This window comes from Candidatus Nanopelagicales bacterium (assembly GCA_028687755.1).
Lineage (GTDB): Bacteria > Actinomycetota > Actinomycetes > S36-B12 > S36-B12 > UBA11398.
This window is the reverse complement of record JAQTZL010000006.1, coordinates 111,325-123,233: the sequence shown is the minus strand read 5'-3', so window position 1 is coordinate 123,233 and position 11,909 is coordinate 111,325. Positions and strand designations below refer to the sequence as shown.

Below are 11,909 nucleotides of genomic sequence, written 5' to 3'. Positions count from 1 at the left end.
GTGGAGGATAGGAGACTCGAACTCCTGACATCTGCCTTGCAAAGGCAGCGCTCTACCAACTGAGCTAATCCCCCTGAGGACTACGAGAACCTATCGTAGATCAGGTGCATCTGTCGGTTCCGACCAGAGGTCGGAATCGTCTTGATTGGCCTGGTACTGCTTGTAGACGTAGTAACCCACGCCTGCAAGAAGAGCCAACACTACTAGTTTTTTCACGTGGGCCTAGATGGACTTGAACCATCGACCTCTTCCTTATCAGGGAAGCGCTCTAACCAAGCTGAGCTATAGGCCCGTTCCGCACTTCTTTGGAGTCAAGACTCCTTAAAGGTGCGAGTGGAAACCTTACCCGATTGTGAAGGGTCCCAAACCCCCGGGCTTTAGAGCCCAGGGATCGGTTCAATCTTGGACTATTCCCCTGATTCGGTGGCAGCTTCGGCTGGCGCCGCTTCGGCATCCGCAGGTGTGGCCTCAACGTCAGTGCTCTCGGCTACTTCAGCGTCGTCGAGTTCCTCGTCTTCAGCCTCACCGCCGCGAGCAACTGCCACGATCGCATCGCCGTCAGCCAGGTTCATCAAGCGCACGCCCATGGTGTCGCGGCCTGATGGGCGAACCTGCGCAACGCTGGTGCGAATCACCACGCCGTTCGAGGCAATCGCGAAGATCTGATCGGTTTCGTCACAGACCATCGCGCCAACCATCGAGCCACGCTCTTCAACGAGCTTCATGGCGCGTACGCCAAGAATGCCGCGACCCTTTGGAGCCCATTCGTCAACGTTGGTGCGCTTAGCAAAGCCGCCGTCGGTGATGGTGACCACGAAGGCACCTTCACGAATGACATCCATCGCCAACAATGCATCGTCGCCACGGAAACGCATGCCGATCACGCCGCCCGTTGCTCGGCCCATTGGACGCAAGGTTTCGTCCTTGGCATCAAAGCGAGCAGACATGCCCTTGCGCGAGAACATGATCAAGTGATCATTTTCAGAAACCAATCGAGCTGAGATCACTTCATCTTCGTCAGCAAGGTTGATGGCAATGATGCCGCCGGTGCGATTGGTGTCGTATTCGCTCAAACGAGTCTTCTTCACCATGCCGCGTCGGGTTGCCAACACCAAGTGTTCGCCAGCCTCGTAGTTCTCAATGGCAAGAACCTGCGCGATGGTTTCATCTGGTTGGAAGGCCAACAGGTTTGCGACGTGTTGTCCACGGGCATCACGACCAGCTTCAGGAAGTTGATAACCCTTAGCTCGATAGACACGGCCCTTGTTCGTAAAGAACAGCAGCCAGTGGTGCGTTGTGGTGACGAACATGTGTTCAACCACGTCGTCTTGACGCAGTTGCGCACCCTTCACGCCCTTACCGCCACGACGCTGCTCACGGTAGAGCTCGGTCTTGGTGCGCTTGGCGTAACCGCCAGCGGTGATTGTGACCACAACATCATCAACTGCAATGAGATCTTCGTCAGCGACATCGCCATCGAAGGCCGCGAAGTCAGTGCGACGATCATCGCCGTACTTCTCAGTGATCTCGTTGAGTTCATCAGACACGATGGTGCGTTGACGCTCTGGTGAACCAAGGATGTCGTTGTAGTCATTGATCTTGGTCATCAGTTCTTCGTACTCATCAAGAATTTTCTGATGTTCCAACGCAGCAAGACGGCGCAGCTGCATGTCAAGAATTGCGGTTGCTTGCAATTCATCAATGTCGAGCAGTTCCATCAAACCGGTACGTGCATCTTCAACCGTTGCTGATGCACGAATCAATGCAATGACTTCATCAAGTGCGTCAAGAGCCTTGAGATAACCGCGCAAAATGTGCGCGCGCTCTTCAGCCTTGCGCAAGCGGTAACGGGTACGACGCTGAATTACTTCAATCTGGTGCGTAACCCAATGGCGAATGAAGGCTTCGAGGGTGAGCGTGCGTGGCACCCCATCAACGATGGCCAGCATGTTCGCGCCGAAGTTATCTTGAAGTTGGGTGTGCTTGAACAGTTGGTTCAACACCACCTGAGCCACAGCATCGCGCTTGAGTTCGATAATCAAACGCATGCCGGTTCGTGAAGATGAATCGTCACGCACGTCGGCAATGCCGGTGAGCTTGCCTTCACCAACCTGCTCAGCAATGCGCAGCAACAAGTTGTCAGGGTTGACCTGGTACGGAAGTTCAGTGACGACCAAGATCTGACGGCCGCGTGCATCTTCTTCAACAGTGACCACAGCGCGCATCGTGATTGATCCACGGCCAGTGCGGTAGGCATCATCAATGCCGCGACGACCAACGATGAGTGCGCCGGTTGGGAAGTCAGGGCCCTTGACGATCTCAATGAGCGCAGCCTGACGATCTTCAACAGATGCTTCAGGGTTTGACAGCACCCATTGCGCCGCGGCTGCAATTTCACGCAGGTTGTGTGGCGGAATGTTGGTTGCCATGCCCACAGCGATGCCCGAGCTGCCGTTGACCAACAAGTTCGGGAAACGACTTGGCAACACGAGTGGTTCTTGGGTGCGACCGTCGTAGTTTGGACCGAAGTCGACCGTTTCTTCGTCGATGTCGCGCACCATTTCCATGGCCAATGGGGCCATGCGGCATTCGGTGTAACGCTGAGCAGCGGCTGGGTCGTTACCCGGTGAACCGAAGTTTCCTTGGCCTTGCACCAATGGGTAACGCAAGGACCATGGCTGCGCTAGACGTACAAGAGCGTCATAAATCGCCGAGTCACCATGTGGGTGGTAATTACCCATGACGTCGCCGACCACGCGGGCGCTCTTGGAGAAGTTGCGGTCAGGGCGGTAGCCACCGTCGTACATCGCGTACAGCACGCGGCGATGCACAGGCTTTAAACCATCGCGTACGTCCGGTAGTGCACGCGACACGATGACGGACATTGAATAGTCCAGGTATGAGCGCTGCATTTCGGTTTGTAGGTCAACCGGTTCAATGCGGCCGTGATGATCAATCACGCCAATTTCTTCAGACACCAATAACTCCTGAGACTAGATGTCGAGGAAGCGCACGTCGCGTGCGTTCTGCTGGATGAAATTACGGCGGGCTTCTACGTCTTCGCCCATGAGCACACTGAACATTTCATCTGCTTGCGCAGCATCTTCGAGTGTGACCTGAAGAAGAACGCGATGTTCTGGATCCATGGTGGTGTCCCAGAGTTCATCAGCATTCATTTCACCAAGGCCCTTGTAGCGCTGCACTGCTTCTTCTTTTGGAAGGCGCTTACCTGCAGCAATACCTGCTTCAACAATGGCATCGCGTTCGCGATCTGAGTACGCAAAGTTCGCGTCATCACGTGACCACTTAATTTTGTACAGCGGTGGCTGTGCAAGGTAAACGAAGCCACCTTCAACCAGTGGGCGCATGAAGCGGAACAACAAGGTCAGCAACAGTGTGCGGATGTGTTGACCGTCAACGTCGGCGTCAGCCATCAACACCACCTTGTGGTAGCGAAGACGATTGATGTCGAACTCATCTTGGATGCCAGTACCGAATGCAGAAACAAGTGCCTGCACTTCAGTGTTCTGCAGCACCTTGTCGATGCGAGCTTTTTCAACGTTCAGGATCTTGCCGCGAATTGGCAGGATCGCTTGACGTTTTGGATCGCGACCTTGACGAGCTGAGCCACCTGCGGAGTCGCCCTCCACGATGTAGACCTCACACTCCTCAGGCTCGCGGCTTGAGCAGTCAATCAATTTGCCTGGCATACCAGCCCCGCCGAGCAATCCCTTGCGGTTACGTGCCAGATCGCGAGCTTTACGTGCAGCAATGCGTGCAGCAGATGCATTCACACTCTTGCGTGCGATTTCCTTACCTTCAGCCGGGTTCTTCTCCAGCCATTCGCCAAGTTGATCGTTGACGGTCTTTTGTACGAAGGCCTTCATTTCCGTGTTGCCAAGTTTGGTTTTTGTTTGACCTTCAAACTGTGGCTCAGTCAACTTCACACTGATAATTGCGGTGAGACCTTCGCGAATATCTTCGCCACTTAAGTTCGCATCCTTTTCTTTCAAGATGTTCCACTCACGTGCGAACTTATTCACCAACGAAGTAAGCGCAGTGCGGAAACCTTCTTCGTGTGTACCACCTTCATGGGTGTTGATGGTGTTTGCGAAGGTGTAGACCGATTCTGAATACGTGTTATTCCACTGCAGTGCAACTTCTGCACTCATTTGCTTATCTTCAGCTTCAGCTTCGAAGTAAATAATGTGTGGATGTGAAGCGCCCTTGCTTGCGTTGATGTGTTCAACGAAGTCGGCGATGCCACCTTCGTAGTGGTAGCGCACAGTGCGAATGCGATCAGCTTCTTCAACTGGTGCGACGAATTCAATGGCTCCAGTTACTTCAGCATCACTGCCCGCATTTGCAGGAGCGTCTACGACTAAGCGTTCGTCGGTGAGTTCCAAGGTGAGGCCTTTATTGAGGAAAGCCATTTCCTGGAAACGACGAGCAAGCGTGGTGAAGTCATATGTGGTGGTTTCGAAGATGTCTTCATCAGCCCAGAAGGTGACGGTGGTGCCGGTGTGATCAGCAGCTTCGTCTTTGGAAAGTTCCGCCTGTGGAACACCTGAGACATAGCTTTGGCGATAGACGCTTTCATTGCGGCGCACTTCGACTTCAAGCTTCTTGGACAGAGCATTCACAACTGACACGCCTACGCCGTGTAGCCCACCGGAAACTGAGTAGCCGCCGCCGCCGAACTTGCCACCGGCGTGGAGCACCGTGAGCACCACTTCTACAGCGGGCTTGCCTTCACTTTCGACGATGTCGACAGGGATACCGCGGCCGTCGTCAACGACGCGAACGCCGCCGTTGGCCAGCAGGGTGACCGAGATGGTGGTGGCATAGCCAGCCATCGCCTCATCTACGGAGTTATCGACGACTTCGTAGACCAAGTGATGCAGGCCGCGCTCACCGGTGGAACCGATGTACATACCGGGGCGCTTACGAACGGCATCAAGGCCTTCGAGAACTTGAATGGCACTGGCGTCATACGACACGTGAAACCGGCCTCCTCAGGCAAAAACAACAATGTGTTGATTCTACCTGATTTTCGGTAGTTCCCATGGATGTGTCGGCCCGTGGCGGCCTCTAGAGCCGTTTGACCCCCCGGGGATAGAACCCGTGTATGGAATGGTCCCAATAATCGCCCTGACCGGGCTGATTTGCCTCGTGAGATCACCCGTAGGTGTCGCGTGGGCCCCTGCCTTTCACGTGGCGTGGGCCGGACTTCCATGAGGGGCCTTGGGGTCCCTGGATGCGAATATCGCTGACCACTCCTGTGCCCACCGCGGCATCGATGTTCTTGCGGAGTTGAGGCAGCATCAGGCGCACTTGGGTGGCCCACGTGGTGGATTCGGCCGCCAGAATCAAGATTCCCTGTTCAAAAGACTCTGGCACGACGTGGCTAGCTAGGTCTTCCCCCACGATCTGGGTCCATTGGGTGAGCACTTGGGCCCCAGCGCTCTCCTGTTTCCAGCCACGCTGGGCAATGAGGTCATCCACGGCGCTGCCCAAGGTCTGGGGATCACGGGAATCTGAACTTGAGGTGGGCCGCTTGCTGTTCGCTGGCTTCTTTCGTGGTTTTCCGCCCCCCACTGCCCGGCTCAGCGCTTTGGCAGCCGCGTCTCCCCGGTCAGTGGTCATGGCTCACTTTCCCAGCATCCACGCGAAAGCGCGAGCCAAAGAGCTCTTGTGGAATATCAGCATCTACCGCAGCCGTAATGAGTACCTGGGTTGCTTGGGTGAGACGACCAGCCAATCGTTCTCTGCGCTTGGCATCAAGTTCGGCGAACACGTCATCAAGGATCAGTACCGGGTCTTCACCATCGGCGCGTAACACATCAAAACTTGCTAATCGCAACGCCAAGGCAATCGACCATGACTCTCCATGGGAGGCGTAGCCCTTTGCAGGAACTGGGCCAAGAGTCAACGAAAGGTCATCGCGTTGTGGCCCAACAAGGGTGAGTCCGCGATCAACCTCTTCTTTTCGGCGGAGTTTCATTGCTTCAAGCAATGCGGTTTTCCATTCGTCTTTATCAGGTGAACCAATAGGTACATCGTCACCTAACACTGAACTCAAGTTTGAAAGATATGTGAGGCCAAGTTTCGCAGTCGGGTCTTCACTGATGTACGTGTAGTTATCTACTGCAGGATCTGCGAGCTCACTTAATAACACCTGGCGCGCGGCAATGAGTTCCGCGCCAACAGTTGCGAGTTGTTCATTCCACACACTCAGGGTGCTATCAAGGTATTCATCATTGGCCTTGCGATTCGTGCGCGCTGATTTCAATAATGCATTGCGTTGTTTCAATACTCGTTCAAGATCTTGACGTGTACCTGCTAATCGCGGAATGCGTTGCACTAATAAATCATCGAGAAATTTTCGACGATCAGAAGGGTCACCTTTGACCAGTGCTAAATCTTCTGGCGCAAAAATTACGACACGTAAAATCCCTAAGACATCGCGTGTACGTGTTGCTGGTGAACGATTAATACGTGCCTTATTTGCGCGCCCAGGAAGTATCGCAAGCTCAACCATGGTTTCGCGATCGTTGGCATGGATACTGCAGCGAATGAATCCTTGCTCGGTACCAAAGCGCACGAGTGGAGCATCACTTGCAACACGATGTGATCCAAGGGTTGCTACATAACCGATGGCTTCAACGAGATTCGTTTTCCCTTGACCATTGCGGCCAACAAAGGTGGTGACTCCAGGTTGAAGGTTCACTTCAACTTCTAGATATGAACGAATATCTGTGAGGGCTAACTGCGACACCCACATATGTAGCTTCTACTCTCAGCCAGTCAAGCGAACAGGCATCAACAAGTAGCGATAATCATCGCGAAGTTCTGATGATGGATCCGCTGCGCCGGTAAGAACTGCAGGGCGTGTTGATTGTGTGAACGACATACGAACGTATGGAGCATCAAGCGCAGCGAGACCATCGAGTAGATACGTCGGGTTGAAGGCAATTTCAATGTCGTCACCTTCAAGTACTGATTCAACAGCTTCATTTGCTTGCGCATCTTCACCCGCGCCTGCACGCAAAATTACTTCCGAACCTTCAAAGGCAAGACGCACAGGAGTGTTGCGCTCAGCAACCAAGGCCACGCGTTTGACTGCATCAGCTAGGGCAGCAATTTCAATGGTTGCTAATCCCGTTGATTCACTTGGAAGAAGTGAACGGTACTTAGGAAATTCACCATCAAGAAGACGCGTAGTGGTTCGACGACCATTGCCTTCAAAACCAATAAGACCTTCACCTGCTTGTGCCAAGGCCAACGTGACACCTTCTGCATTTGCTAACGCCTTTGCAGTTTCAGCAAGTGTTCGCGCTGGAATGAGTGCCTGCGTTGAAATTGAAGATGTCGCTGGTGACCACGTGAAGTTACGAACAGCTAAGCGATAACGATCTGTTGCAGCCAATGTGATTGATTGACCTTCAATTTCCATACGAATGCCGGTCAAGGTTGGCAATGTGTCATCTTTACCTGCAGCGATTGCAACCTGAGCAACAGCTTCCGCAAATACGGCCGCGTTAATTTCACCCGAACTTTGTGGCATTGCTGGTAGTTGTGGGTAATCCTCAACAGGCAGCGTAGGAAGAGTGAAAGATGAACGTCCACACGAAATAACAATGCGAGTTCCTTCACTGACCAAGGTGACAGGTGCACCTGGGAGTGAGCGAGCGATATCTGCAAGGAGTCGACCAGAGACCAAGGTTGTTCCAGGCACTTCAATGTCGGCACTGATGGCTACTCGAGCTGAGACTTCGTAATCGAAGCTACTCAAGGTGAGGCTGTCACCTTCGGCGGTGAGGACTAAGCCAGCCAGGACAGGCAGTGAGGGACGTGATGGAAGGGTGCGCGCAGCCCAAGCCACTGCATCAGCGAGAGTGTCGCGTTCAACTCGAATCTTCACGTGTTCCCCTTAACCAACAGATCACCACAAGGTGTGAGGGGTGATTGTTGCACTACTTATGGTTGTTATTTATCTCGCTATCTAGTTATAAGTAGTAGTAGTCATAGGTCCTGTGGATTGTGTGGATGAGCATTGTTTTGCGTGGTCAGTAGGCGTGGGGTCATCCCAAGGGGGTGGGGACAGCCTGAGGGCGAATCTTTACCCAGTGTGGATAACTACAACCGTGTGCAGATTCGTCCACATCTGAGCTCTTCGTCATCCCCACCCAACGCATGTTCATCAACGGAAATACAAAGTTGTCCACAGGCTGTCCACTGGTGGGGATAGAGGTAATAGAAAATGATGATATTTCCCAAAATTTTGCAACAACTCTGTAAAACGCTGCATCATCCACAAGGTTATACACAACCTTTATCCACACCTGTGGGAAAGATGGGGATGGATGTGACTCGTGTGACGAACGAGGTGTGTAACAACCTCTCAGTTACATCGGCCGCGGCTGGGACTTAATTCTGCTGGTGAGATCAGAAACCTGATTGAACAAACTTCGACGCTCGGCCATAAGTTGGCGGATCTTTCGGTCGGCGTGCATCACTGTGGTGTGGTCGCGGCCTCCAAAGGCCTGACCAATTTTCGGTAGCGATAAATCAGTGAGTTCACGACACAGATACATCGCTATCTGGCGAGCGGTAACCAACACACGGGATCGACTTGAGCCACATAGGTCGTCAACGGTGACACCAAAATAGGTTGCTGTGGCAGCCATGATCTGAGCCGCGGTGATTTCAGGGCCGGCCTCTGATGGGAAAAGATCCTTGAGCACCACTTCAGTAATAGACATATCAACTGGCTGACGATTCAAAGAAGCAAAAGCGGTGACGCGAATAAGTGCACCCTCAAGTTCACGAATATTGCTGGAGACCTTTGAAGCGATGTATTCAAGAACCTCAGGGGGAGCAACCAAACGCTCTTGCATGCTCTTCTTACGAAGGATGGCAATACGAGTTTCGAGATCGGGTGGCTGAACGTCAGTGATCAGGCCCCATTCGAAACGCGAACGCATGCGATCTTCGAAGTCCTGTAACAACTTTGGTGGCAAATCAGAGGTGATGACAATCTGTTTATTTGCATTGTGCAACGTATTAAAGGTGTGGAAAAACTCTTCCTGTGTCTGGACTTTTCCACTTAAGAACTGAATATCGTCGACGAGCAACACGTCAACATCACGGTATCGGCGTTGAAAAGCTGAAGCTTTGTCGTCACGAATACTGTTGATGAATTCGTTGGTAAATTCTTCTGAGGAGACATAACGAACGCGAGTGCCTTGGTACAGCGTTCGGGTGTAGTGACCAATGGCGTGAAGTAAGTGCGTCTTTCCCAGACCTGAGCCACCATAAATAAACAGAGGGTTGTAGGCGCGAGCTGGCTGTTCGGCTACTGCAACTGCAGCTGCGTGAGCGAATCGGTTACTTGAACCAATGACAAAGGTGTCGAAGGTGTATTTCGCGTTGAGGCGACCTTCTTCAGGTCGGGTAGAAGGTGAACCCATACCTGGACGATCCTCACGAGACTCAGCAAAGGTCTGAGTAGGGGCTTCGTTAACCGCCGGAAGTTCATGGGCGTATGTCGCGTCAGCAACATCATCGGTGGTTTCGTCTAGCCGAGGGTCAATCGTGGGATCAACGGTGACCGCTAATCGGATCTCGCGGCCCATGATTGAGGTGAGGGCCTCGATGACCATCGGGCGAAGACGGGTTTCCAAGACATCTTTTGTGAATTCATTGGGGGCCGCAACCAAGGCGGTGTCTTCCATTAATCCCAGTGGTCGGGTCAAAGCAACAAAGGCACGTTGTTGTGGGGTCAAAATTCCCTCGGAAAGGTTCGCGAGGACCTCTGGCCACACTTCTGCCAGGTCACGAGTCTGTTCCATGGTGTCCCCTGCACTCCCGTTGTCGTAATGGGACGCTCAGTGTGCCACTTGTCCACATGGATTTCCACAGGTGTGGACCCAGCACGCTCCCAAGGCTGTGGACCATAGTGAGGAAACTGTAAATTCCACAAGTAAAGGTCTCATGAATTCATCACTTCACCACCCCAGTTTGACCTCAAGGGTGATCTGTCCGTAATCTGTTCCAGTTCTAAGGCACTGAACCTCGTTCAGACTCCTTAGCTTCCCAATCTTTTCAACCTGCAGGAGTCCGATCATGAAGCGCACCTTCCAGCCGAACAACCGTCGTCGCGCAAAGACGCACGGCTTCCGCCTTCGGATGCGTACGCGTGCTGGTCGTGGAATCCTCGCAGCTCGCCGCACTAAGGGCCGTAACCGCCTTTCCGCGTAATGCTTGCCGCACCTCACCGGTTGCGCCGATCAGCTGATTTCACGCTGACTGTCCGCCAGGGTGCTCGTGCTGGTCGTTCCAACCTCGTTATTCATTGCCTACTTCGTCATGTCGATGAACCCGTTCGCGTGGGTTTCACTGTTGGTGCCTCGGTAGGAAATTCCGTTGTACGCCATCGGATAAGCCGCCAACTGCGCGAAATCATCAAACCTTTAATTGCATCGGTTCCCAAGGGAACCGACATCGTGGTGCGGGCGTTACCTGGAGCTGCGACCTGCAGCCACGCTGCTCTGGTTGCAGACGTGTCCGGGGGACTTGCCACGGCACTAAAGAAAGCCTCAGCATGAAATCCGTGTGGCGATGGTTGGTGTGGATATGGGACCACACCTTGGGTTTTGTTCTGAAATGGGTGCTGATCGCTCTTATTCGGATGTATCAATTAACCCTGTCAAAACTTTTGATGCCGAGTTGTCGATTTCATCCCAGCTGTTCGGCTTATGCCCTGGGTTGTGTCTACGAACACGGGGCAATCAAGGGAAGCGCCCTGAGCGTGTGGCGCCTCATGCGATGTAATCCATGGAATGGTGGCGGATTAGACCCCGTGCCTGAACACGGCTATTGGCGACCAGCCATACTTTCCAATGGAAGCCCGCGTGTCGGAGCGAACCACGAGCACGAGAACTAAGGGAGATCATGTTCATTTTCGATTGGCTCAAGAACGCCGTCAGTTGGGTTCTTGTCCAGTTTCATGGTCTCTTTAGTTCGATTCTTGATGCCGACAGCGGATGGACCTGGACCCTGTCCATCGTTGGCCTAGTGGTCACGATTCGCATCATCTTGATTCCACTGTTCGTTAAACAAATCAAGTCACAACGCAATCTCCAACTCATCCAGCCACAGATGAAGGAGATTCAAAAGAAGTACGCCGGTGACCGCGAAAAGCAGTCGCAGGAAATGATGAAGCTGTACAAGGAAACGGGAACCAATCCCCTTGCTTCATGTTTACCGATTATTCTTCAGGCACCGATTTTCTTTGCACTCTTCAGTGTGTTAAATGGTGTTTCGCAGTACAACCCAGACGATAAAACCTATGTAGCACCTGGTGTTTTCGCTTGGGATCAGTACGCAAACCTTGTGCCTTCGATGCACGATGCGCAAATTTTTGGTGTGCCGTTGTACGGGACATTTATGGGTGCCGATGTAACACCGAATGCCTCGGCAACACGCATTCTTTGTGTGGTCATGATCATTTTGATGACAGCCACGACCTTCTTGACTCAGCGTCAATTGATCGTCAAGAACAGCGCACCTGATAACCCAATGGTCAAGCAGCAGAAGATCCTTTTGTACGTCTTCCCAATTATGTTCATGATCTCGGGCATCAATTTCCCAATTGGTGTGTTGATGTACTGGTTCACCACCAACCTGTGGTCGATGGGCCAGCAGTTCTGGGTCATCCGCAATAATCCACAACCAGGAACGCCCGCTTTTGACGCCAAAGTCGCACGCGAGAACGCTCGTGAGGTTCGCAAGGGCGGCAGTTCAGCTACCACCACACTTGAAGTCACTGAGGTTGATGAAAGCGCGACTCCACGCGTCCAACCGAAGAAGACTTCACGAAGCCAACGCAAGAGTAAGTAGGAGAG

General features: G+C 52.9%; 11 protein-coding genes and 2 tRNA genes. 4 read left to right on the top strand and 9 right to left on the bottom strand.

Annotation, left to right across the window (positions count from 1 at the left end; translation table 11 throughout):
- Window position 1: 1 nt before the first annotated feature.
- The 9 genes from PHN51_09075 to dnaA form a co-directional block, all read right to left on the bottom strand.
- Window positions 2-74 (bottom strand) — tRNA-Ala (locus PHN51_09075).
- Between the two features lie 16 nt (window positions 75-90).
- Window positions 91-216, bottom strand: a complete 126-nt coding sequence (locus PHN51_09070) for a DLW-39 family protein (GenBank protein ID MDD2818929.1) — start codon at window positions 214-216, stop codon at window positions 91-93.
- A 1-nt stretch (window position 217) separates the two neighbouring features.
- Window positions 218-292, bottom strand: a tRNA-Ile gene (locus PHN51_09065).
- Between the two features lie 115 nt (window positions 293-407).
- Window positions 408-2,978: a DNA gyrase subunit A gene (gyrA, locus tag PHN51_09060; GenBank protein ID MDD2818928.1), complete on the bottom strand. Its 2,571-nt coding sequence runs from the start codon at window positions 2,976-2,978 to the stop codon at window positions 408-410.
- Window positions 2,979-2,993: 15 nt separating this feature from the next.
- On the bottom strand, window positions 2,994-5,000 hold the full coding sequence (gene gyrB, locus PHN51_09055; protein MDD2818927.1) for a DNA topoisomerase (ATP-hydrolyzing) subunit B: 2,007 nt from the start codon (window positions 4,998-5,000) through the stop codon (window positions 2,994-2,996).
- A 178-nt stretch (window positions 5,001-5,178) separates the two neighbouring features.
- A complete protein-coding gene (locus tag PHN51_09050; protein ID MDD2818926.1) occupies window positions 5,179-5,646 on the bottom strand; it encodes a DciA family protein in 468 nt (155 codons plus the stop codon).
- A complete protein-coding gene (recF, locus tag PHN51_09045; protein MDD2818925.1) occupies window positions 5,636-6,784 on the bottom strand; it encodes a DNA replication/repair protein RecF in 1,149 nt (382 codons plus the stop codon). Before recF ends, PHN51_09050 begins: the two co-directional genes overlap by 11 nt.
- 15 nt (window positions 6,785-6,799) lie before the next feature.
- Window positions 6,800-7,924 (bottom strand): DNA polymerase III subunit beta, encoded by a 1,125-nt coding sequence (gene dnaN / locus PHN51_09040; GenBank protein ID MDD2818924.1) that lies wholly within the window; start codon window positions 7,922-7,924, stop codon window positions 6,800-6,802.
- A 484-nt stretch (window positions 7,925-8,408) separates the two neighbouring features.
- On the bottom strand, window positions 8,409-9,854 hold the full coding sequence (gene dnaA / locus PHN51_09035) for a chromosomal replication initiator protein DnaA (protein MDD2818923.1): 1,446 nt from the start codon (window positions 9,852-9,854) through the stop codon (window positions 8,409-8,411).
- A gap of 274 nt (window positions 9,855-10,128) precedes the next feature.
- Between dnaA and rpmH the strand changes: the two genes are divergently transcribed.
- The 4 genes from rpmH to yidC are packed head-to-tail and all read left to right on the top strand — an operon-like array spanning window position 10,129 to window position 11,904.
- Complete coding sequence (rpmH, locus tag PHN51_09030) at window positions 10,129-10,263, top strand: 50S ribosomal protein L34 (protein ID MDD2818922.1); 135 nt, start codon at window positions 10,129-10,131, stop codon at window positions 10,261-10,263.
- On the top strand, window positions 10,263-10,610 hold the full coding sequence (gene rnpA, locus PHN51_09025) for a ribonuclease P protein component (protein ID MDD2818921.1): 348 nt from the start codon (window positions 10,263-10,265) through the stop codon (window positions 10,608-10,610). The genes rpmH and rnpA overlap by 1 nt, the downstream gene beginning before the upstream one ends.
- Window positions 10,607-10,948, top strand: coding sequence for a membrane protein insertion efficiency factor YidD (gene yidD / locus PHN51_09020; protein MDD2818920.1), 342 nt, complete (start codon window positions 10,607-10,609; stop codon window positions 10,946-10,948). The genes rnpA and yidD overlap by 4 nt, the downstream gene beginning before the upstream one ends.
- Window positions 10,949-10,956: 8 nt before the next feature.
- Window positions 10,957-11,904, top strand: coding sequence for a membrane protein insertase YidC (yidC, locus tag PHN51_09015; protein MDD2818919.1), 948 nt, complete (start codon window positions 10,957-10,959; stop codon window positions 11,902-11,904).
- Window positions 11,905-11,909: the final 5 nt, after the last annotated feature.